This window comes from Citrobacter rodentium NBRC 105723 = DSM 16636 (genome assembly GCF_021278985.1).
Taxonomy (GTDB): domain Bacteria; phylum Pseudomonadota; class Gammaproteobacteria; order Enterobacterales; family Enterobacteriaceae; genus Citrobacter_A; species Citrobacter_A rodentium.
Window position 1 is genome coordinate 2,389,222 of record NZ_CP082833.1, and the last position, 23,931, is coordinate 2,413,152.

Here is a 23,931-nt window from a genome sequence, read left to right on the forward strand (position 1 = left end):
GTCAGGCAAAAAAAGGATAACAAAAATGACACATCCGATTGTTGAAGCGCTCCGGCACACCGAAGCCCGGTTCATTGAGCTACGCCGTCATTTTCATCAGCATCCGGAAACAGGATTTGAGGAGCAGCAGACCAGCGAACACGTCGCTCGTTTACTTCGCGAATGGGGTTATGAAGTACATCAGGGGCTGGCGAAAACCGGCGTGGTCGGCACATTAAAGGTCGGTAATGGCAGTAAACGCCTCGGTCTGCGCGCCGATATGGATGCCCTGCCGATGCAGGAGAACAGCGGTAAAGCGTGGAGCAGTACCGTCGAGGGGAAATTCCACGGCTGCGGCCATGACGGTCATACCACCACGCTACTGTACGCAGCGGAGTACCTTGCCCGTACCCGCAACTTTAACGGCACGCTGCACCTGATTTTTCAGCCGGCGGAAGAGTTACTGTACGGCGGACGGGTCATGTTAGAAGACGGTCTGTTCGACACCTTCCCCTGCGACCATATTTTCGGCCTGCACAATATGCCAAAGCAGAAGCTCGGGGTTATCGGTTTGCGCGACGGCGCCATGATGGCCTCCTCCGACACGATTCATATTGAAGTGAAGGGAGTTGGTGGCCACGGCGCGGTGCCAGAGCATACCGTTGATGCCACGCTGGTGGCGTGCCATATCGTCCTGGCCTTACAGTCCATCGTGTCACGCAATATCACGCCGTTTGAACCCGCCGTGGTCACAGTAGGTAGTATTCAGGCAGGCCATGCGCCCAACATCATCAATGATAATGTGTTGATGAAGCTGACCGTCCGCACGCTCAATGAAAAAGTGCGCCAGACCGTACTGCAGCGCATCCACGATATTGCTACCGCCCAGGCGGAAAGCTTTAACGCCACTGCCACCCTGCGCCATGTCAACGGCAGTCCGGTGCTGTTTAACAGTCCGGCGGCTAACGATATGGTGCGCAGTGTGGCAACCGATCTCTTTGGAGCGGAGTCTGTCGCCTCTATCGACGCCTTTATGGGCAGCGAAGACTTTGCGTTCATGCTCGAGAAAAACCCTGACGGCTGTTATTTCACTATTGGCGCTGGCGACGAAGCGGACCGCTGTATGGTGCATAACCCCGGCTATGACTTTAACGACAAGATCCTGATCACCGGCGCAGCGCTGTGGAGCGCTCTGACCGAACATTATCTGCGTTGATCCCCGCATAACCGGAGGGCTGCAAAATGAGTACCGTTCCCCTGACTGGCACCCGGACCTATGCCGGTAACGATCGCCTGCTGGCAGGCATTGTATTAAGCGTACTGACGTTCTGGCTGTTCGCCCAGTCGGTCATTAATGTCGTACCGGCAATGAAAAGTAGCCTCGATATCTCTCTTGAAACCCTCACTCTGGCGGTAAGCCTCAGCGCATTATTTAGCGGCTGTTTTGTCGTCGCCAGCGGCGGCCTGGCCGATAAGTTTGGCCGCGTTCGCCTGACGTTAATCGGCCTGCTGCTCAGCGTGACCGGCAGCGCCCTGCTGATGCTGGCGCAGGGTCCGGCGCTGTTTCTGGCTGGCCGGGCCATTCAGGGGCTGTCGGCGGCGTGTATTATGCCCGCCACGCTGGCGCTGATTAAAACCTGGTATGAAGGTAAAGCGCGCCAGCGCGCGATTAGCTTCTGGGTGATTGGATCGTGGGGCGGCAGCGGCTTAAGTTCGTTTGTCGGCGGAGCGATTGCCACCAGCCTTGGCTGGCGCTGGATTTTCGCCTTCTCCATCCTGGTGGCGCTGGTGGCGTTTATACTCATCCGCAACACCCCGGAAAGCCGTAGCGCAGAGGCGCAGCAGCATAAACTTGATGTCACCGGCCTGGTGAGTTTTGTCACCATGCTGGTGATGCTCAATCTGTTTATCAGTAAGGGGCACGGCTGGGGATGGAACAGCGGTCTGTCGCTGTCGGTGCTGGGACTGGCGGCGCTGGCGGCGATCGGCTTTATCGCAACAGGCCTGCGTAAGGGCGACGCGGCGCTTATTGATTTCGCGCTGTTTAAAAACCGGGCCTACAGCGCGGCGGTACTCTCCAATTTTATGCTGAATGGCTGTATAGGCACGATGATGATTGCCAGTATCTGGCTGCAACAGGGCCATCATCTCTCTCCGCTGCAAACCGGTATGATGACGCTGGGCTATCTGGTTACCGTTCTTTCCATGATCAGGGTCGGCGAGAAGCTGTTGCAGCGTTACGGCGCACGCCTGCCGATGTTGACCGGACCGGTACTGACCGCCATCGGCATTACCTTTATCTCCTGTACGTTCCTGAGTAAAGAGGTCTATATCGTGACGGTCTTTTTCAGCAACGTACTGTTTGGGCTGGGGCTGGGCTGCTACGCGACGCCTTCGACGGATACTGCGGTAATGAATAGCCCGGAAAGTAAGGTAGGCGTGGCGTCGGGCATTTACAAGATGGGCAGCTCACTCGGCGGAGCGATGGGCATTGCCGTCACGGCGTCGCTGTACGCGCTGCTTCTGCCGCTGGGAATGGCCAGTGCGGCGCAGTATGCGCTGCTGTTTAATAGCGCCATCTGCCTCAGCTCCGCGCTGGTCAGTTGGGCGTTGTTGCCGGGAAACCGTTAAACAAAAAGGCCCCGGATAAAAGGGGCCATGCGCGATCAGGCGATATTGAGGTATTTATGCGTCTGCATCGACAAGCGCCAGTTGCGCGCGATGCAGGTTTCTATGCACAGACGCGTCGCGTCTTCTTTCTGACTGATCGGTTGCAGCGCAATTACCCGCGGTTTGTCGTCGCTCAGTGTCGCCAGCAGTTCATCCAGCGCTTCGATATCGCGCACCCGACCGACCGGATGTTTGATTTCATTGGCGCGCTCCAGCGCCTGAGACAGGATGTCATAGCCGCCACGCATATTCACTTTTGGAGATACCGTCACCCAGGTATTCGGCGTACAGCGCACCTCATGGGTACCGCTGGTTTCGATCTGGCAGCTGAAGCCGTTTTTTTCCAGCAACGCAGTAAGCGGCATTAAATCGTGGATGCAGGGTTCGCCGCCGGTAATCACCACATGACGCGCGGTATATCCCTGACGATTGATTACCGCCAGCAGATCTTCGCTGCTCGCCGCTCCCCACTTATCACTCTCTTTGGTTTTCGCCAGGATGCTGAACAGGGAGACTTCCCGATCCTCAAGCTTATCCCAGGTGTGTTTGGTATCGCACCAGGCACAGCCAACCGGGCATCCCTGTAAACGGATAAAAATGGCGGGGACGCCGGTGAAATAACCTTCACCTTGCAGGGTCTGGAACATCTCGTTAATCGGGTACTGCATAATCGTCTCTGTCTGGGGTTATGAGGGCGCATTATCGCAGATCGCAGATAGCCAGGCAAAACTACGGTGTTTCCCGCTCTCGCGAGGAACACATTGTGGTGCTCAGCAACAATGATGGTTGCGTCGGTTTATCCCCGCTAGCGCGGGGAACACATCAGCGAGTTCAGCGCGGCGTTCGATAATGGCGGTTTATCCCCGCTGACGCGGGGAACACACTCACAAAAAAGCCGAGCCCTGGGTTTACGCCGGTTTATCCCCGCTGCCGCGGGGAACACTCGCGGTTGAGTTTACCTGTTTCAGCTATTAACGGTTTATCCCCGCTGCCGCGGGGAACACACTATTCAGCATCGCCCGTATTGAATGGGGTACGGTTTATCCCCGCTGGCGCGGGGAACACAGCTGGGCGGCTGGGTCGTGACCCCCCATGAACGGTTTATCCCCGCTGGCGCGGGGAACACCATGAAACACGGCAAAAAATACATGTCGCGTACGGTTTATCCCCGCTGGCGCGGGGAACACCCGGATGGTAGCTCTTATAAATCAACCGTAGTCGGTTTATCCCCGCTGGCGCGGGGAACACGTAATCACGTACCCCTGCGGTGTTCGTTTCCACGGTTTATCCCCGCTGGCGCGGGGAACACTTTATAAATTTTATAGCCAGCTATAAACAGATCGGTTTATCCCCGCTGGCGCGGGGAACACAAATACGCTCACACGTCATTCCGGCACCGAAACGGTTTATCCCCGCTGGCGCGGGGAACACGTCGCTCCAGTCGATTTTGTTCTTGCCAGCTGCGGTTTATCCCCGCTGGCGCGGGGAACACTGCCACCAGGATGCGTTGATTTTTGTTTATTACGGTTTATCCCCGCTGGCGCGGGGAACACTTCCAGCAATTCCAGTTGGTGCGCCGGAATGACGGTTTATCCCCGCTGGCGCGGGGAACACGCAAACCGCTTAGAAGGCGGTTACAGTGGTTTCCGTTTATCCCCGCTGGCGCGGGGAACACCTGGGATTAAGTGGATTGAGTGCGTTAGAGTCCCGTTTATCCCCGCTGGCGCGGGGAACACACTAAATACAACCAACTGTTTATAAAGCAATTTCTATCAATACAACATTCTACCAACTTAATCCTTACAAATAGTCATTTTTAAAGAGCAACTAATCTGTTGATTTTAATAAGATAAAGAAGATGGTAGCTATTCTTTCTTCAAATCTACCAAAACAGTGTGATGATTATCGCACCATTGAAAATTTCAATTCACGATCGAGACAGAACGACCGGGGTCAAAATCACTGGATGATATAAAGCAAAAAACCCGCCGAAGCGGGTTTTTATATCAGAACGAAAGTACAGGATTACGCCTGACCTTTGATCTCTTTACGACCGTTGTACGGCGCTTTTTCACCCAGCGCTTCTTCGATACGAATCAGCTGGTTGTATTTAGCAACGCGGTCAGAACGGCTCATAGAACCGGTTTTGATCTGGCCCGCAGCAGTACCAACAGCCAGGTCAGCGATGGTCGCGTCTTCAGTTTCGCCAGAACGGTGAGAGATAACGGCAGTGTAGCCAGCGTCTTTCGCCATCTTGATTGCAGCCAGAGTTTCGGTCAGAGAACCGATCTGGTTGAATTTGATCAGGATGGAGTTAGCGATGCCTTTCTCGATACCTTCTTTCAGGATTTTGGTGTTGGTTACGAACAGGTCGTCGCCCACCAGCTGGATTTTGTCGCCCAGTACTTTAGTCTGGTAAGCGAAGCCGTCCCAGTCAGACTCGTCCAGACCATCTTCGATAGAGACGATCGGGTACTGTTTGGTCAGCTCTTCCAGGAAGTGAGTGAACTCTTCAGAGGTGAACGCTTTGTTGCCTTCGCCAGCCAGAACGTATTTACCGTCTTTGTAGAATTCAGATGCTGCGCAGTCCATCGCCAGAGTGATGTCTTTGCCCAGCTCGTAGCCAGCCGCTTTTACCGCTTCAGCGATAACAGCCAGCGCTTCGGCGTTAGAACCCAGGTTCGGCGCATAGCCGCCTTCGTCACCAACAGCGGTGTTCATGCCTTTGCCTTTCAGCACTTTTGCCAGGTGATGGAAAACTTCAGAACCCATGCGGATGGCTTCTTTAACAGTTTTTGCGCCAACCGGCTGAATCATGAATTCCTGGATGTCGACATTGTTGTCAGCGTGCTCACCGCCGTTGATGATGTTCATCATCGGAACCGGCATGGAGTATTTGCCCGGAGTACCGTTCAGTTCAGCGATGTGCTCGTACAGCGGCATGCCTTTCGCAGCAGCGGCAGCTTTGGCGTTAGCCAGAGACACAGCCAGGATAGCGTTCGCACCGAAGTTGGATTTGTTTTCAGTACCGTCCAGATCGATCATGATCTTGTCGATACCAGCCTGATCTTTGGCATCTTTGCCAACGATAGCCTGAGCAATCGGACCGTTAACCGCGCCAACAGCTTTGGTTACGCCTTTACCCAGGAAACGGGATTTGTCGCCATCGCGCAGTTCCAGCGCTTCGCGGGAACCAGTAGAAGCACCTGACGGGGCAGCTGCCATACCAACGAAACCACCTTCCAGGTGTACTTCGGCTTCAACAGTCGGGTTACCACGGGAGTCGATGATTTCACGACCGATGACTTTAACGATTTTGGACATTAGGTTTTCCTCAGTACAAGTTAAACTAAAACTCCAGACAAACAACGCGTACCCCTGGTACGCGTTGCCGTTCTAACTTTTCTACTTCTTACTTCGCCTGACGCTTCTGATGTTCGCTGGCGGCTTTGACAAAGCCGGCGAACAACGGATGTCCATCACGTGGCGTGGAAGTAAATTCCGGATGGAACTGACAGGCCACGAACCACGGATGATTCGGTACCTCAATGATCTCGACCAACTGATCATCACCGGAACGGCCTGCAACACGCAGACCCGCAGCTTCAATCTGTTTCAGCAGCATATTGTTGACTTCGTAACGATGGCGATGGCGTTCGACAATAGTCGGCGCGCCGTACAGCTGGCGAACCAGACTGTCATCGCTGAGCTGACACTGCTGCGCGCCAAGGCGCATGGTGCCACCCAGATCGCTTTTCTCAGAACGGACTTCAACATTGCCGTCCTCGTCACGCCATTCGGTAATCAGCGCCACGACCGGGTACTTACAGTCTGGCACAAATTCCGTTGAGTTGGCGTTGTCCATGCCTGCGACGTTACGGGCAAACTCAATCAACGCAACCTGCATACCCAGGCAAATGCCCAGATAAGGAATATTATTCTCACGCGCATAGCGCGCAGTGGCGACCTTCCCTTCCACGCCGCGGTAGCCGAAGCCGCCGGGGATCAGGATAGCGTCCAAATCTTTCAGAATTTCGACGCCGCGCGTTTCAACATCCTGCGAATCGATCAGCTTGATGTTGACGGTGACGCGATTTTTCAGACCGCCGTGTTTCAGCGCTTCAATCACCGACTTGTAGGCGTCCGGCAGCTCAATATACTTACCGACCATCCCGATGGTGACTTCGCCTGCCGGGTTCGCTTCTTCATAAATAACCTGTTCCCATTCGGCCAGGTTTGCTTCCGGGCAGTCTAAGCTGAATCGTTTACAAATATAATCGTCCAGGCCCTGCGATTTCAATAAGCCCGGAATTTTATAGATGGAATCGACGTCTTTCAGAGAAATCACCGCTTTTTCCGGAACGTTACAGAACAATGCAATTTTCGCACGTTCGTTGGCCGGTACGGCGCGGTCGGAGCGGCAGATCAGGATATCCGGCTGGATACCGATGGAAAGCAGCTCTTTTACAGAGTGCTGAGTCGGCTTGGTTTTCACTTCCCCCGCCGCCGCCATGTACGGAACCAGCGTCAGGTGCATAAACAGGGTATGTTCGCGGCCAATTTCAACGGCCATCTGGCGAATCGCTTCAAGAAACGGCAGGGATTCGATATCGCCGACGGTGCCGCCGATTTCCACCAGCACAACGTCGTGACCTTCGCCGCCTTCGAGTACGCGTTCTTTAATAGCGTTAGTGATGTGCGGGATAACCTGTACGGTCGCGCCCAGATAGTCGCCACGACGCTCTTTACGCAGTACGTCAGAGTAGATGCGGCCCGTGGTGAAGTTGTTGCGGCGGCTCATTTTGGTGCGAATGAAGCGCTCGTAGTGGCCCAGGTCCAGGTCGGTTTCAGCGCCGTCTTCAGTAACGAACACTTCCCCGTGTTGGATTGGGCTCATGGTGCCCGGATCGACGTTGATATACGGATCCAGCTTCATGATAGTCACATTGAGGCCACGGGCTTCAAGAATGGCAGCGAGGGAGGCTGCGGCAATGCCTTTACCCAGAGAGGATACGACCCCGCCGGTCACAAAAATATAGTTCGTTGTCATGCTGAACCTGAGAAGTTAGGGTGAAACGATGGAATAACCAGGACGGGAAAGTAGTATACCCGAACACAGCGAGCGCCACAAACTTTCATTCTTCGTCTCCATTCCAGGCGATGACAAACATAAGGAGTGAGAAAATAGCCCCTTTTGGCTAAATGTTTTTGACGCAAATCAAGCGCTTGTCATTTAAAAAATCGCACAAATAGCGCTTGTTCGCAAAATCCCGTTAGAGATCAGTTTCCTGGCGTTTTACTTCCTGCCAGACCGCTTCCATCACATCGAGGTCAACGCCGCTCATTTCCAGGCCGCGCGCGGCCACAATCCGCTCCACTTCGCGAAAACGTCGCTCAAACTTCAGGTTCGCTTTTTGTAACGCAGACTCAGCCTTGACGCCCAGATGGCGGGAAAGATTGACCGTCGCGAACAGCAGATCGCCCATCTCCTCTTCGAGTCGGGCTTCATCCACGACGGCCTGCTGCGCTTCGTGCATCACTTCGTCGATCTCTTCATGCACCTTATCCAGCACCGGGCCGAGAGAGGTCCAGTCAAACCCCACGGCGGAACAGCGCTTCTGAATCTTCTGCGCGCGCATCAGCGCGGGCAGATTCAGCGGGATATCATCCAGCGCAGAGTGCTGGGATTTTTCCGCCCGCTCGGCGCTTTTAATCTGCTCCCAGCGGGCCAGCACTTGAGAACTGTCTCCCGCCGCGGCATCACCAAAGATATGCGGGTGACGGCGTTCCAGCTTGTCGCTGATGGCGGCGCAGATATCGTCAAAATTAAAGCGCCCCTCTTCCTGCGCCATTTGCGCATAAAACACCACCTGGAACAGCAGATCGCCCAGCTCGCCGCGCAAATCGTCAAAGTCCTTGCGCGCAATGGCGTCAAGCACTTCGTAGGTTTCTTCCAGCGTGTAAGGAGCGATGGTGGCAAAAGTCTGCTCTTTGTCCCACGGACAGCCGTTTTGCGGGTCGCGCAGACGCTGCATAATGCCGAGCAGGCGGTCGATTTGAGTCATAATCTTTTCCATTAAAAAAGCAAGCCGGGCAGCAGCGAAGCCTTACCCGGCCTACAGAAGAGTGTGTTTAACTGCCGTGCAGACGGCGCGCGTCAATCACGTCCGGCACCTGGTTCAGCTTGCTGAGCACGCGCCCCAGCACCTGCAGGTTGTAGATTTCGATGGTCATATCAATCGTCGCCAGCTGCTGTCTGGTATCGCTGCGGCTGGCGACGCCCAGCACATTGACCTTCTCGTTCGCCAGAATGGTCGTGATATCGCGCAGCAGGCCGCTGCGATCGTTGGCCTGGACGCGCACCACCAGCGAATAGCCCGCCGAGTAGCTTTCGCCCCATACCGCATCCACAATGCGCTCCGGCGCATGCGCGCGCAGCTCGACCAGCTGTTCGCAGTCCGCCCGGTGGACGGAAATCCCGCGTCCCTGGGTGATAAACCCGACAATCTCATCGCCGGGGATCGGCTGACAGCAGCGCGCGATATGGTGCATCAGGTTGCCGACCCCTTCCACCACCACCCGCCCGTCGTCTTTACGACGGTTCTGCGGCGCATAAGTTTTCTGCTGAAGCTGCTTCAGCGCCGCGGCATCTTCTTCCGCCGCGCTCGGCTTGTTGAACTGCGACTGCAGGAAGTTCACCATCTGGTTAAGACGGATATCGCCCCCGCCAATGGCCGCCAGCAGCTCCTCCAGCTCGTTGAAGTTGTAGCGCGGCAGCAGAAGTTTTTCCGCTTCTTTCAGGCTGATGCCCAGATGCGACAGCTCATCGTCAAGGATCTGGCGTCCGGCCAGGATATTCTTGTCGCGATCCTGCTTGCGGAACCAGGCGTGGATCTTCGAACGCCCACGGCTGGTAGTGACATAGCCGAGGTTCGGGTTAAGCCAGTCGCGGCTGGGGTTCGGCTGCTTCTGGGTGATAATTTCGATTTGATCTCCCATCTGCAACTGGTAGGTGAACGGTACGATGCGCCCGCCGATTTTCGCCCCGATGCAGCGATGCCCGACGTCACTGTGAATGTGATAGGCGAAATCGAGCGGCGTGGAGCCTGCGGGCAGGTCGACCACATCGCCTTTCGGCGTAAATACGTAGACCCGGTCGTCGAAGACCTGGCTGCGCACTTCGTCGAGCATCTCGCCCGAGTCGGCCATCTCTTCCTGCCAGGCGATCAGCTTACGCAGCCAGGCGATGCGATCCTCATGGCCCGAACGCGTTCCGCCCGCCGCCGCGCCTTCTTTATATTTCCAGTGCGCGGCAACGCCCAGTTCGGCATCTTCATGCATCTGCCTGGTCCGGATCTGGATCTCAACGGTTTTCCCGCCCGGCCCCAGCACCACCGTATGGATCGACTGATAACCGTTAGGCTTCGGGTTGGCGACATAGTCGTCAAACTCATCCGGCAGATGGCGATAGTGGGTGTGAACAATCCCCAGCGCGGCGTAGCAGTCCTGCAGACGTTCGGCGACGATACGCACGGCGCGCACGTCAAACAGCTCATCAAACGCCAGGTGCTTTTTCTGCATTTTGCGCCAGATGCTGTAGATATGTTTTGGTCGCCCGTAGACCTCCGCCTTCACGCCTTCGGTTTTCATTTCGGCGCGCAGATGGCCGACGAACTCTTCAATATAGTGTTCACGATCGATGCGGCGCTCATGCAGAAGCTTCGCGATGCGCTTGTACTCCGCCGGGTGCAGATAGCGGAAGCAGTAGTCTTCCAGCTCCCATTTCAGCTGACCGATGCCCAGACGGTTCGCCAGCGGGGCGTAAATATTGGTGCACTCTTTCGCCGCCAGCACGCGCTCATCTTCCGGCGCGTCTTTCACTTCGCGCAGATGGGCGATACGTTCGGCGAGTTTGATCACCACGCAGCGGAAATCGTCCACCATCGCCAGCAGCATACGGCGAACGTTATCGACCTGCTCGGATGAGACGGAATCGGTATGGGTGGCTTTAAGCTGGCGTATCGCCGCCATGTCGCGCACGCCATGAATAAGATTGACGATCGACTTGCCCACGCTTTCACGCAGGGTATCCTCGCTCACCACGCTGGCATCGGCCAGAGGGAACAGCAGCGCCGCCCTCAGCGTGTCGAGATCCATACTCAGCGTCGAGAGAATTTCCACCATCTCCACGCCACGCCACAGCAGCAGCTCCGCATCCGGATGCCCCTGTGTCTGTTGCAGGCAATACGCCCAGGTTTCGGCTAAACGTTCACACGACTGCTGGCTGGCAATCCCCAGACTTTCAATCCATTTTTTCGGATCAAACTCCCCAGCTTTATTTAAATGTGCACTTCGTACCGCAACCATTGTCCTCTCCTTAAGGGACCCGGCCTGCCGGATTCAGCAAGCCGGACGTTATTACTTGTGCTCAAACAGCGCCATCGATTCCAGGTGTCCAGTGTGGGGGAACATATCGAGCATTGCCAGCCGCTGAATCTGGTATCCCGCGCGCAGCAGTTGCTCGCTATCCCGCGCCAGCGTAGCAGGATTACAGGATACATAAACAATGCGGCGAGGCTGTAATTTTATAATATGCTGCATCACGCCAGCGGCGCCCGCCCGCGCGGGATCGAGCAGAACTTTGTCAAAACCGCTTTTGGCCCACGGTTGCCGGGTGACATCCTCCTCAAGGTTGGCATGAAAGAATGTCACATTGTGTAATTCATTTTGCCGGGCATTTTCCTGCCCTTTCTCCACCAGCGCGGGTACGCCCTCAACGCCGACCACGCTTGCCGCCTGGGTCGCCAGCGGCAGGGTGAAGTTGCCCATGCCGCAGAACAGATCAAGAACGCGATCGGTCGGCTGCACTTCCAGCCACGCCAGCGCGCGGGCAACCATCTGCTGGTTTACCCCTTCGTTGACCTGAATAAAATCGCGCGGACTAAAGTGTAAGCGTAGCCCGTTTGACTCATACCAGGGCGTCTGGCCTGAAACGCGCTCCAGTATCTCGCCTGTCGGCGCCAGATAAAGCGCCAGTTGGCGTGAATGCGAAAAGCGTTCCAGTTTTTGCCGATCCCCGGCGCTTAACTGCGCCGTATGGCGCAAAATCATCAGCGTGCCGCTGCTCGCCTGCACCAGCTCAACGTGCCCGAGGTGACGAACGCCCTGCAACGCGCTGAGGCATGCCCTGACATCGGGCAAGAGCGCCTCAAGTTGGGGCGCCAGAATGGGGCACTGCCTGATATCGACAATGTCGCTGGAGGCGGCCTTGCGAAAGCCCATTTGCAGTTGTTGGGTTTTCGACTGGTACTGGAGACTTAAGCGCGCGCGGCGGCGATAGCCCCACGGCCCGGCGGCAACGATCTCAGCCACTTCACACTTCATCAGACGCGACAGCGCCGCGCTTTTACTGCGCTGTTGCAGCGCAATGCTGGCGTGCTGTTGCTGACAGCCGCCGCAGACGCCAAAATGCGGACAGCGCGGCGATACGCGTTCCGGGCTGTCATTCAGCCGACGCTTCACCTGCGCTCTGGCGTACTGTTTTTTATCTTCGGTAACGACCACTTCCGCACTTTCCTGCGACAGCAGTCCGGGGACAAACAGCGCCTTTCCATTATGCCGCGCCACGCCCTGACCAAACGAGTCGAGGTCATTGACTGTCACGGTTATGATCTGGCGCGTCGTCACGCGCCGTTTTGCAGAGTAGAATTGCGCCATCGACGAGATTATTCTCAAATTAACAGTGTGACCCTGATTGTCCCATAACGGAACTCCATGACCAACTACAGCCTGCGCGCTCGCATGATGATTCTGATCCTGGCGCCGACCGTACTTATCGGATTACTGCTCAGCATCTTTTTTGTCGTCCATCGCTATCACGACCTGCAGCGTCAACTGGAAGATGCCGGGGCCAGCATTATTGAGCCTCTCGCAGTCTCTACCGAATATGGCATGAACCTGCAAAATCGTGAGTCCATCGGCCAGCTTATCAGCGTTCTGCATCGTCGCCATTCGGATATTGTGCGGGCGATTTCAGTCTACGATGAGAATAATCGGCTGTTCGTTACCTCTAACTTCAACCTCAATCAGTCACAACTAAAGCTTCCGCAGGGCGCACCCTTCCCGCGTCGGCTGAGCGTTGAACGGCACGGCGATATTTTAATTCTGCGAACGCCGATTGTATCGGAAAGCTATTCGCCGGATGAGTCGCCGGTGACCGATGCGAAAAACGCGAAAAATATGTTGGGATATGTGGCGCTTGAGCTGGATCTCAAGTCTGTTCGCCTGCAGCAGTATAAAGAAATTTTCATCTCCACCGTGATGATGCTGTTTTGCATCGGCATTGCGCTTATCTTCGGCTGGCGTCTGATGCGCGACGTCACCGGGCCTATCCGCAATATGGTCAATACGGTGGACCGTATTCGCCGCGGCCAGCTCGACAGCCGCGTCGAAGGCTTTATGCTCGGCGAGCTGGATATGTTGAAAAACGGCATCAACTCAATGGCGATGTCGCTCGCCGCCTATCACGAAGAGATGCAGCACAATATCGATCAGGCCACCTCCGATCTGCGTGAAACGCTGGAGCAGATGGAGATCCAGAACGTTGAACTGGATCTGGCGAAGAAACGTGCGCAGGAGGCCGCGCGCATTAAGTCCGAGTTCCTGGCGAACATGTCCCATGAACTGCGCACGCCGCTGAATGGCGTGATTGGCTTCACCCGCCTGACGCTGAAAACCGAGCTGAATACCACCCAGCGCGACCACCTCAATACCATCGAACGCTCGGCGAATAATCTGCTGGCGATCATTAACGACGTGCTGGATTTCTCCAAGCTGGAAGCGGGTAAACTGATTCTGGAAAGCATCCCCTTCGCCCTGCGCAATACGCTGGACGAGGTGGTCACGCTGCTGGCGCATTCGTCGCATGATAAAGGCCTTGAACTGACGCTCAATATCAAAAATGACGTGCCGGATAACGTCATTGGCGATCCGCTGCGTTTACAGCAGGTGATCACTAACCTGGTCGGCAATGCGATTAAGTTTACCGAGAACGGCAATATCGACATTCTGGTCGAGAAACGTTCGATCAGTAACACCAAGGTACAGATAGAGGTGCAAATCCGCGACACCGGCATCGGTATTCCCGAACGCGATCAGTCGCGTCTGTTCCAGGCCTTCCGGCAGGCCGACGCCAGCATCTCCCGCCGTCACGGCGGCACCGGGCTGGGGCTGGTGATTACGCAAAAACTGGTTAACGAAATGGGCGGCGATATCTCTTTCCACAGCCAGCCAAACCGGGGCTCTACCTTCTGGTTCCATATCAATCTCGATCTCAATCCGAGCGTGATCAGCGACGGGCCAGCCACGATGAGCCTGGCGGGCAAACGCATCGCCTACGTTGAGCCAAACGCCACCGCCGCACAGTGTACGCTGGATATTCTCAGCGAAACCCCGCTGGAGGTGATTTACAGCCCGACCTTCTCGGCGCTGGCCGCTGAACATTACGATATTATGCTGCTGGGCGTCGCCGTCACCTTCAAAGAGCCGTTGACGATGCAGCATGAGCGGTTGATTCAGGCGACAAAAATGACCGATTACCTGATGCTGGCGCTGCCCTGCCACGCTCAGGTCAACGCCGAGAAACTCAAGCAGGACGGCGTGGCGAGCTGTCTGTTAAAACCGCTGACCTCGACGCGTCTGCTTCCGGCGCTGGTGGAGCTGTGTCGCCATAACCACCACGATAACGCCCTGCCGGTAAACGATCGCAAGATCGCCATGACGGTAATGGCGGTGGATGATAATCCCGCTAACCTGAAGCTGATCGGCGCCCTGCTGGACGATCTGGTTCAGCACGTCGAACTATGCGACAGCGGTCAGCAGGCGGTCGATCGCGCCAAACAGATGCAGTTCGATCTGATCCTGATGGATATTCAGATGCCGGACATGGACGGCATCCGGGCCTGCGAGCTGATTCATCAGTTGCCGCATCAGCAGCAGACGCCGGTCATCGCGGTGACCGCCCATGCGATGGCGGGTCAGAAAGAGAAGCTTCTGAGCGCCGGTATGAATGACTATCTGGCGAAACCGATCGAAGAAGACAAGCTGCATAGCCTGTTACTGCGCTACAAGCCGGGCACCGGCGTGACCACCCGCGTGCTGACGGCGGAAGGGCCAGAGCCCTCCGTCAACCCAAACGCCACGCTGGACTGGCAGCTGGCGCTGCGTCAGGCGGCCGGAAAAGCCGATCTGGCGCGCGATATGCTGCAAATGCTGATCGATTTTCTGCCGGAGGTGCGTAACAGAATCGAAGAACAGCTGGTCGGAGAGGATCCGGGGGGAATCGTGGATTTGATCCATAAGCTGCACGGCAGCTGCGGCTATAGCGGCGTGCCGCGCATGAAAAACCTGTGCCAGTTGCTGGAAGGACAGCTACGTAACGGTACGCCGGAAAGCGAGCTGGAACCGGAATTTCTGGAGCTGCTTGACGAGATGGATAACGTGGCGCGCGAAGCGAAGAAGGTGCTGGGATGAATTTCAGGTGCCGGATGGCGACGTAAACGCCTTATCCGGCCTGGAGATACGCAAATTACAGGCCTGATTTGTAGATACTGTTATCGCCTGCAAGCTTTTTTATTTTCCGCCTTACCGGATTGCAGGCATACCAGTCACAGCGCCGTCAGGCGCTGTTTTTTCATCCCTTCCACCATATTTTACGCTGCTACCGGATTATGCCGGGACGCATCGAACGGCACGCCTGACTTCAGAACACCGTACGCCACCTGCGCCAGCTTGCGCATCATCGCACCGATTATCACTTTCCCTTTTTTACCGTTCCCTGCCAGACGGTCACGGAACGCTCTTCCCCATTCCGTTTTACTTACCGCCACCATCGCAGGCATATACAGCGCCCTGCGAAGCGACGCATGTCCGGCTTTACTCATCCGGCTGGCCCTGTTCACACTGCTGCCTGATTCATACCGCCGCGGCGTCAGACCCGCAAAAGCGGCGAACTGCCTGGCATGGGTGAAGCGCTCCTTCAGACCGGTATAAGCCAGTAATACCGCGGACGTTTTCTCCCCGATGCCCGGGATACTTTCCAGCAGCTTCCTGCGGTGCTTCATATCCGGGTCATCATCCGTCAGGTCCTTTATCTGCTTTTCGATGCGCTTAAGTTCGGCATGAAGCCACAGCAGATGGGCGTCTATACTCGGACGCTGCACCTCACGCGCTGTCTCCAGGCGGTTCAGCTCCTGCGTGTGCATGTCCGTCAGCGACTGATGGCGCAGCACCAGAGCCCGCAGGGCCCGTTCAACCGGATGCGGGGCTTCCCACGCCGGAGGGCGCTTCTGACGACAGAACTCTGCCAGCATACGGGCATCCACTGCATCGGTTTTGCTGCGCAGACCTTCACTCTGTGCAAAGGCTTTACCCAGGGCGGGGTTGATGACGGAGACGGTGTAACCGGCATCACTGAGATGAGCGGCAACGTCTTCCATATACGTACTGGTGGCTTCCATGCAGATATGTGCCGGTGCCACGCGATGACCGCTGAGCCAGCGGAGAAGTTCGTCGTGGCCCTTCGGGGTGTTGGCAAATTTTTTGCTGCGGTGACGGCCATCAGGCCGCAACACATCGACATCCAGCTTAGCTTTAGAGACATCGATACCGATAAAATGAAGTTCCTGTTCCATAGTGAGACCAGCCTTGTGAATGCGGATTACCGGGAAAACCGGTCCATGATACTGTCCGGTTTGTCACTTGTGGAGAACGGCGGTCCGCTGCATAAATCTACGTCACAGGTTATTAGCCTGAGGCCTGATACGGCATGCGGACCGCATGGCAGAGAGAACTGGCCGGTTCTCCCTGCACTGAAGGGATAATACAAGGCCTGATAAGCGCAGCGCCATCAGGCAACTAGCGTGAAAGCAGCCCAATACTGAACGTTGCCGCCACATTTCGCGCCGTCATCCGCACGTTGTCTTCCGCATTCTTCAGCGCGTCGTCCAGGGTGCAGATGGTGTAAATTACGCTAAACACCGCGTCCAGCCCGTGATCGTGTACCACACCGACATCCGCCGTCAGGCTACCTGCGATGCCGATTACCGGCTTGTTGTATCGCTTCGCCACCTTTGCCACCCCTACCGGTACTTTACCGTGAATGGTCTGACTGTCGATGCGCCCTTCGCCGGTGATCACCAGGTCGGCGTCGGCTACGCACGCCTCCAGTTGCAGCGCGTCGGTGACAATCTCAATACCGCGTCGCAGCTGGGCGCCGCAAAACGCATACAGCGCCGCCCCCATTCCACCTGCCGCGCCGCCGCCCGCCAGCGTTGAAACATCCACATCCAGATCGCGGGCAATCAGTTGCGCATACTGCTCCAGCGCCTTATCCAGCCGGACAATCATCTCCGGCGTCGCCCCTTTTTGCGGGCCGAACACCGCCGATGCGCCCTCTTTTCCGGTCAACGGATTGGTGACATCGCACGCCACCTCAATGCGACAATCAGCAAGCCGCTTATCAAGCTGGCTGATATCAATACGCGCCAGCGTCTCCAGCCCCGCGCCGCCCGGGGCGATGTCGTTGTGCTGCGCATCAAGCAGTTTCGCGCCCAGCGCCTGCACCATGCCCGCCCCGCCATCGTTGGTCGCGCTGCCGCCAAGTCCGATAATAATATGTTCAACGCCCGCATCCAGCGCATGACGAATCAGTTCCCCGGTTCCCCAGGAGGTGGTTTTTAACGGATCGCGCTGGTGAAAGGGAACCTGCTCCAGACCGCTCGCCGCCGCCATCTCAATGAAGGCCGAGCGCTCGTCGCCTGATAAACCGTAAAATGCCGTAATCTGCTCGCCCAGAGGGCCAGTAACCTTGACGTCAACAATGCGTCCCGCCGTCGCCGCAACCATGGCTTCAACCGTACCTTCACCGCCATCAGCGACCGGCAGTTTTACGTAATCCGCATCAGGCCAGACCTCACGAAAGCCCTGCTCAATGGCGCTCGCCACCTCAAGTGCGCTCAAACTTTCCTTATATGAGTCCGGTGCGATCACTATTTTCATAAGTCGTCCTTACGCATGATGACTCTGTTAAGCATATACCCATCTGCAAATAAAAAATCGCCGGTCCACAGGGGGACCGGCAAGACCTTAACGCACCATACAAGGACGTTTGTTATCAAAGGTCCAGTTCGGGATCAGATACTGCATGCCCATCGCGTCGTCACGCGCGCCCAGACCGTATTTCTGATACAGCTCATGCGCTTTCATCACCTGATCCATATCAATCTCAATGCCCAGACCCGGTTTCGCCGGCACCTGCACCATCCCGCCTTTAATTTCAAACGGCTCTTTGGTCAGGCGCTGGTTGCCTTCCTGCCAGATCCAGTGGGTATCGATAGCGGTGATTTTGCCCGGCGCCGCCGCCGCGACGTGGGTAAACATCGCCAGAGAAATATCGAAGTGGTTGTTGGAATGCGAGCCCCAGGTCAGGCCAAACTCATGGCACATCTGCGCCACGCGGACAGACCCCTGCATCGTCCAGAAGTGCGGATCCGCCAGCGGAATATCCACCGATTGCAGAGACAGCGTATGGCCCATCTGACGCCAGTCGGTGGCGATCATGTTGGTGGCCGTCGGCAGGCCGGTAGCGCGACGGAATTCCGCCATCACTTCGCGTCCGGAGAAGCCTTGCTCGGCGCCGCACGGATCTTCCGCGTAGGCCAGCGTGCCTTTCAGGTACTTACCAATTTTAATCGCCTCATTCAGCGACCATGCACCGTTCGGGTCCAGCGTCACCCGCGCCTGCGGGAAGCGTTTCGCCAGCGCGACAATGGATTCCGCCTCTTCTTCCCCGGCCAGCACCCCGCCCTTCAGTTTGAAGTCGTTGAAGCCATATTTTTCGTACGCCGCTTCCGCCAGGCGCACCACCGCGTCCGGGGTCATCGCCTCTTCGTGACGCAGACGATACCAGTCGCACTTCTCATCCGGCTGGCTCTGGTACGGCAGCGGCGTAGCCTTGCGGTTGCCGACGAAGAACAGATAGCCGAGCATTTCCACTTCGCTACGCTGCTGACCGTCGCCGAGCAGCGACGCCACGTTAACGCCCAGATGCTGCCCCAGCAGGTCAAGCAGCGCTGCTTCAATACCGGTCACCACGTGGATGGTGGTGCGCAGGTCGAAGGTCTGTAAGCCACGGCCGCCCGCGTCGCGATCGGCAAATTCATTCCGCACCGCGTTCAGCACGTTTTTGTATTCACCAAGCGCCTTGCCCACGACCAGCGGAATAGCATCCTCCAGCGTTTTACGGATTTTCTCACCGCCGGGAATTTCACCGACGCCGGTATGACCGGAGTTATCTTTAATAATGACGATGTTACGCGTGAAGAACGGAGCGTGCGCGCCGCTCAGGTTCATCAGCATGCTGTCGTGACCCGCAACCGGGATCACCTGCATGGTGGTAACAACGGGAGTGGTAAATTGTGTGCTCATAATCTCGTCCTTATACAAAATCAGTGGCGACCGAAAACCGGGCGTTTACGGTCAAAAGTCCAGCCGGGGATCAGATACTGCATCGGGCCCGCGTCGTTACGCGCGCCGCCGGGCAGCGCTTTATAGGCTTCATGCGCCTTCTGCACCTGATCCCAGTCCAGCTCCACGCCCAGCCCGGGCGCGTCCGGAACAGCAATTTTTCCGTTTTTAATCTCCAGCGGATTTTTGGTCAGGCGGCAGTCGCCCTCCTGCCAGATCCAGTGGGTGTCGATGGCGGTGGGATTACCCGGCGCAGCGGCGCCAACGTGGGTAAACATCGCCAGAGAGATATCAAAGTGGTTATTGGAGTGGCAGCCCCAGGTCAGCCCCCAGTCGTCGCACAACTGTGCCACACGTACCGCGCCGGAGAGCGTCCAGAAATGCGGATCGGCCAGCGGTATATCAACGGCGTTGAGCATCACCGCATGGCCCATTTCACGCCAGTTGGTGGCGATCATATTGGTCGCCACCGGCAGCCCGGTCGCCCGACGGAACTCCGCCATCACTTCGCGACCGGAGAAGCCCTGTTCCGCGCCGCAGGGATCTTCCGCGTAGGTGAGCACATCGTTGAGCCCTTTGCACAACGCGATGGCTTCATCCAGCAGCCAGGCGCCGTTAGGGTCAACGGTAATACGCGCGTCAGGGAAGCGTTTTTTCAGCGCGCGGGCCGTTTCAATCTCCTGCTCGCCCGGCAGCACGCCCCCTTTCAGTTTGAAATCCTTAAAGCCGTAGCGATCCTGAGAGGCTTCCGCCAGCCGCACCACCGCGTCGCTGTTCAGTGCTTCCTGGTGGCGCAGGTGATACCAGTCATGATTGCCCGGCGTGGTTTCCAGATACGGCAGATCGGTTTTGGCGCGATCACCGATATAGAACAGGTAGCCCAACACGGTGACCGCATCGCGCTGTTTGCCCGGCCCCAGCAGTTCGCAGACCGGTACGTTGAGCGCTTTACCCAGAAGGTCGAGCAGCGCCGCTTCCAGCGCGGCGACCGCGTTCACCCGCAGTTCAAACGTCCATGCGCCTTTACCGAATGTATCGAAATCGGCCGCCTGGTTGCCTTTATGTACCTGCTGCACCACTTTGTTCAGCCGCGCCACTTCCTGACCGAGCACCATCGGAATGGCATCGACCAGCGTCTGGTAGATCACCTCGCCACCCGGCGCTTCGCCAACGCCGGTATTCCCGGCGTTGTCGGTGAGCACCACGATATTGCGGGTGAAATACGCGTTATGGGCGCCGCCAATGTTAAGCAGCATACTGTCATGCCCGGCCACCGGAATGACCTTCATATCGGTAATAACCGGACTCGATTGCGTTGTCATCTTCATTGCCCCGCGACAGGTTTCAGTTCAATACGTTTAATATCGCCGACCAGCACCAGGTAGCTCAGCACCGCGACCAGCGCATGGACCCCCACGTAAATCAGCGCGCCGTTAAAGGAGCCGGTACTGCCGACGATATAGCCGATAGCGATAGGCGTCACAATGCCGGAGATGTTACCGAACATATTGAACAGACCGCCGCTCAGACCGCTGATCTCTTTCGGCGCGGTATCGGCCATTACCGCCCAGCCCAGCGCGCCAATGCCTTTGCCGAAGAACGCCAGCGCCATAAAGCCGATGATCATCCACTCGACGTTGACGTAGTTACAGAACACCATCACCATCGACAGCAGCATCCCCATCACGATCGGCGTCTTACGGGCAATATTCAGCGATCCGGTACGACGCATCAACCAGTCAGAGATAATGCCGCCCAGCACGCCGCCGACAAAGCCGCAGATAGCCGGAACGGAGGCCACGAAACCTGCTTTCAGAATCGACATGCCGCGCGCCTGCACCAGATAGACCGGGAACCAGGTAATGAAGAAGTAAGTCAGGGCGTTGATGCAGTACTGGCCGATATAAACACCGATCATCATACGGGAACCCAGCAGCTGTTTAATCTGCCCCCATTTGACGCTGAACGGCACTTTCACCTTGTTGTTTTTCTGATCCATGTTGATCAGCGCGCCGCCTTCCGCAATGTACTCCAGCTCTTTCTGGTTAACACCCGGATGCTGGTTCGGCTCATGGATCACTTTCAGCCAGATAAAGCTAATCACGATCCCCAGACCGCCCATAAAGAAGAACACATGCGACCAGCCCACTTCGTGAGTCAGCCAGCCCATGATCGGGGCGAAGATAACGGTCGCGAAATACTGCGCGGAGTTAAAAATCGCCACCGCAGTTCCCCTTTCCTGCGCCGGGAACCACGCCGCGACAATACGGCTGTTGCCGGGGAAGGAAGGCGCTTCCGCCAGACCGACGAGGAAACGCAGCGTAAACAGCGCGACGATAATGCCGAAGCCGCTAAAGATATCGACGAAGCCCTGCAGGAGGGTAAACATCGACCAGACAAAGATGGACCAGAAGTAGACGCGTTTGGAACCAAAACGGTCGAGCAGCCAGCCGCCCGGGATCTGGCCGATAACATAGGCCCATGAGAACGCAGAGAAAACGTACCCCATACCTACCGGATCCAGGCCGATGTCTTTGGCCATTTCTGAACCCGCGATCGATAACGTCGCGCGGTCGCCGTAGTTGAAGGAGGTGACGATAAACAGCATCACCACTATCCAGTAGCGGGCGTTGGTGCGTTTTTCCGCACTGCTCGCAGCCTGACTTAATGAACTCATTGTTGCACTCCTGAATTATCGCGTTAGTCACGCTCACTCTGAACTGCACAACCGGTAGGGAATCAGAGATGACGTTTCTTACATGGCAGCTTTATTAGAGGTTATTCGCCTTGCGTACTGTGTTGTTGTCACTGGCAGGAAAAGTATAAAAAGCGCCTGGGTCTTGCTCACCGTGCAACGACACAACATTTCAACGACATAACGCGTATGTTTTTGGCAAAAGCCCAGGACAATGGAAGCCACTTCACGGAAATGAAAACCCATAACCAAAATGGCGTGAGGCGACGTGCAAAAGGACAGGAGTGTGAATCAGGTCGCTTGACCCTATGAAAACGCCAGTAAAAGCCCTTTCATGCGAAAGGTTTTTAGGCATATGCCCGATGCTAACACGATTCAGTGTTAACTATACTGCAGACAGGTTATTCCCCTGCTTACTGGCGCAAGCAGGAGTTCCCCTCCCGGTAGGGGGAGGGATGACTCTCCTCAGGAGAGAAGTGTTCCCCAGTGTTCCACCCAGGGATTGGATTCGCTTTCCGGTTCAGGATGTTCGCTGGCGTCAATCAATAACATTTCACCCACGCGTCGGGCGCTTTGTTCCTGCAACAGAGCGTCAAACTGCTTGCCGCCGTTACAAAAATGCGTATAGCTGCTGTCTCCCAGCGCAATCACCCCGTAGCGCAGATTTGGCTGAAACCCGAGCTGATCCTTAATACCCTGGAACAGCGGCGCGATGCTGTCAGGTAAATCGCCCTGCCCGGTAGTTGAGGTCACCACCAGCGCGACTTTATCCTGGTAGCGCTGCCAGTCGCTCAGTTCAGGGTCCTCAAAAACGGTTGCGTTATGCCCCTGCGCCGTCAGGATCGCTTCAGCCTCTTCGGCAACCAACAGCGCGTTTCCGTACATTGTCCCGACAAAAATACCCACTTCCGCCATGCTTAAAACTCCGTGAATTACGAATTTACGCCTTCATCCTGACCTGCCGGCACACTGAACTCAACCCTTTCATTTTCGGGGAGAAGACCTCGCCAGCCAAACTGTGACAGCGCCTGCATCCAGACCGCATCCAGTCCGGCGCGAAGAGTCAGCGGCTCGCCGGTAAACGGATGGGTGAGCGAAAGCTGGCTGGCGTGCAGCATCAGTCGCGAACAACCAAAATGTTCCGCCGCGCTGCGGTTTTGCCGCAGGTCGCCATGTTTACTGTCGCCGATAATCGGATGGCGCAGATGCGCCAGATGGCGTCGCAGCTGATGCTTGCGGCCCGTTTGCGGATCTAACTCTACCAGGCCGTAGCGGGTGGTGGGATAGCGCCCGGTCGCCACCGGCATCTCCACTGTCGCCAGACCACGATAGTGGGTGACCGCCGGCTGCGGTTCTTTATTTTCTCTGGCAAACTTATCGGCGATTTTATCCAGCTCTTCCACCAGCGGGTAATCCAGCACCGCTTAGTCCATCAGCCAACCGCGCACGATGGCGTGGTAGCGCTTTTGCATCTGGTGCTGCTCAAACTGCTGCGCCAGCAATCGCCCGGCTTCGCTGGACAGGCCCATCAGCAGTACCCCGGAGGTCGGCCTGTCGAGGCGGTGCGCGGTAAACACGTGCTGCCCTATCTGATCGCGCACGGTTTGCATCACCACAACTTTTTCGTCGCGATCCAGCCAGCTGCGATGAACCAGCCAGCCGGAGGGCTTGTTGACCGCCACCAGCCATTCATCCTGATACAGTATCTCCAGCATCAGGACTTATCTTGCGCGAACAGCGCATCCAACGCCTGCAGCGCATCGAGCAGTACCCCGCGCTGAGGATGATCGGCACTCAGCGCCACTTCATAATACGGCGCGACGGCAAAGGCGTCGGGCAGCGGCTGCTGGCTGTCCAGCAGGGCATGCATCCGCGGTATCAATACCCATTGCAGCCACTCGAGCGGCTCCATTGTATCCATGCAAAACGGCTGGGTACTGGTAAACAGGTGGGCGTCGGGTTCATCCATCCGCCAGTGTTGATGTTCACGCAGCAGCGCTTCAAGAGCATGAAGCTGCTGACGTACACGATCATGCGTGGTCATGAAAGTCACCTTAGTGAAG

General features: G+C 56.5%; 16 protein-coding genes, 1 pseudogene and 1 CRISPR repeat array. Of the genes and pseudogenes, 3 read left to right on the forward strand and 14 right to left on the reverse strand.

Going from position 1 to position 23,931, the window contains the following annotated elements; genetic code table 11:
* Positions 1–25 precede the first annotated feature (25 nt).
* Both K7R23_RS11345 and K7R23_RS11350 read left to right on the forward strand, forming a co-directional pair.
* Positions 26–1,195, forward strand: coding sequence for a M20 aminoacylase family protein (locus K7R23_RS11345; RefSeq protein WP_024132856.1), 1,170 nt, complete (start codon positions 26–28; stop codon positions 1,193–1,195).
* A gap of 26 nt (positions 1,196–1,221) precedes the next feature.
* A complete protein-coding gene (locus K7R23_RS11350; protein ID WP_012907156.1) occupies positions 1,222–2,610 on the forward strand; it encodes an MFS transporter in 1,389 nt (462 codons plus the stop codon).
* A gap of 35 nt (positions 2,611–2,645) precedes the next feature.
* Here the strand turns inward: K7R23_RS11350 and queE are convergent, their stop codons facing one another.
* From queE to rlmD, 6 genes are all read right to left on the reverse strand, one after another.
* Entirely contained in the window at positions 2,646–3,317 is a 672-nt protein-coding gene (queE, locus tag K7R23_RS11355) for a 7-carboxy-7-deazaguanine synthase QueE (RefSeq protein WP_012907155.1), read from the reverse strand.
* Positions 3,318–3,441: 124 nt separating this feature from the next.
* A CRISPR array of direct repeats spans positions 3,442–4,385; the repeat unit is 29 nt; unit sequence CGGTTTATCCCCGCTGGCGCGGGGAACAC.
* A gap of 289 nt (positions 4,386–4,674) precedes the next feature.
* A complete protein-coding gene (gene eno, locus K7R23_RS11360; RefSeq protein WP_012907154.1) occupies positions 4,675–5,973 on the reverse strand; it encodes a phosphopyruvate hydratase in 1,299 nt (432 codons plus the stop codon).
* 88 nt (positions 5,974–6,061) lie between these two features.
* Positions 6,062–7,699 carry a glutamine hydrolyzing CTP synthase gene (pyrG, locus tag K7R23_RS11365; RefSeq protein ID WP_012907153.1) on the reverse strand — a complete coding sequence of 546 codons (1,638 nt, stop codon included), beginning with the start codon at positions 7,697–7,699 and terminating at the stop codon, positions 6,062–6,064.
* A 223-nt stretch (positions 7,700–7,922) separates the two neighbouring features.
* Positions 7,923–8,714, reverse strand: a complete 792-nt coding sequence (gene mazG, locus K7R23_RS11370; protein ID WP_024132855.1) for a nucleoside triphosphate pyrophosphohydrolase — start codon at positions 8,712–8,714, stop codon at positions 7,923–7,925.
* A 67-nt stretch (positions 8,715–8,781) separates the two neighbouring features.
* Positions 8,782–11,016, reverse strand: coding sequence for a GTP diphosphokinase (gene relA, locus K7R23_RS11375; protein WP_012907151.1), 2,235 nt, complete (start codon positions 11,014–11,016; stop codon positions 8,782–8,784).
* Positions 11,017–11,067: 51 nt separating this feature from the next.
* A complete protein-coding gene (gene rlmD, locus K7R23_RS11380; protein WP_012907150.1) occupies positions 11,068–12,366 on the reverse strand; it encodes a 23S rRNA (uracil(1939)-C(5))-methyltransferase RlmD in 1,299 nt (432 codons plus the stop codon).
* Between the two features lie 57 nt (positions 12,367–12,423).
* Between rlmD and barA the strand changes: the two genes are divergently transcribed.
* Positions 12,424–15,180 carry a two-component sensor histidine kinase BarA gene (barA, locus tag K7R23_RS11385; RefSeq protein ID WP_012907149.1) on the forward strand — a complete coding sequence of 919 codons (2,757 nt, stop codon included), beginning with the start codon at positions 12,424–12,426 and terminating at the stop codon, positions 15,178–15,180.
* Positions 15,181–15,359: 179 nt separating this feature from the next.
* On the opposite strand, the gene K7R23_RS11390 is transcribed toward barA, so the two are convergent.
* The 8 genes and pseudogenes from K7R23_RS11390 to K7R23_RS11425 all read right to left on the reverse strand — a co-directional run bounded on the left by K7R23_RS11390 (position 15,360) and on the right by K7R23_RS11425 (position 23,912).
* On the reverse strand, positions 15,360–16,340 hold the full coding sequence (locus tag K7R23_RS11390; protein ID WP_012904434.1) for an IS110-like element ISCro4 family transposase: 981 nt from the start codon (positions 16,338–16,340) through the stop codon (positions 15,360–15,362).
* Between the two features lie 223 nt (positions 16,341–16,563).
* Complete coding sequence (locus tag K7R23_RS11395; protein ID WP_012907148.1) at positions 16,564–17,706, reverse strand: glycerate kinase; 1,143 nt, start codon at positions 17,704–17,706, stop codon at positions 16,564–16,566.
* 87 nt (positions 17,707–17,793) lie between these two features.
* Entirely contained in the window at positions 17,794–19,134 is a 1,341-nt protein-coding gene (gene gudD / locus K7R23_RS11400; RefSeq protein WP_012907147.1) for a glucarate dehydratase, read from the reverse strand.
* A 20-nt stretch (positions 19,135–19,154) separates the two neighbouring features.
* Positions 19,155–20,495, reverse strand: coding sequence for an enolase C-terminal domain-like protein (locus K7R23_RS11405; RefSeq protein WP_012907146.1), 1,341 nt, complete (start codon positions 20,493–20,495; stop codon positions 19,155–19,157).
* A gap of 2 nt (positions 20,496–20,497) precedes the next feature.
* A complete protein-coding gene (gene gudP, locus K7R23_RS11410; protein WP_012907145.1) occupies positions 20,498–21,850 on the reverse strand; it encodes a galactarate/glucarate/glycerate transporter GudP in 1,353 nt (450 codons plus the stop codon).
* Positions 21,851–22,333: 483 nt separating this feature from the next.
* The gene (locus K7R23_RS11415; protein WP_012907143.1) at positions 22,334–22,783 is read right to left on the reverse strand and encodes a flavodoxin; all 450 of its coding nucleotides are present in this window, start codon (positions 22,781–22,783) and stop codon (positions 22,334–22,336) included.
* A gap of 17 nt (positions 22,784–22,800) precedes the next feature.
* Positions 22,801–23,583 (reverse strand): annotated as a pseudogene (gene truC, locus K7R23_RS11420) (tRNA pseudouridine(65) synthase TruC).
* Entirely contained in the window at positions 23,583–23,912 is a 330-nt protein-coding gene (locus K7R23_RS11425) for a YqcC family protein (RefSeq protein ID WP_012907142.1), read from the reverse strand. The pseudogene truC and the gene K7R23_RS11425 overlap by 1 nt, the downstream one beginning before the upstream one ends.
* Positions 23,913–23,931 lie beyond the last annotated feature (19 nt).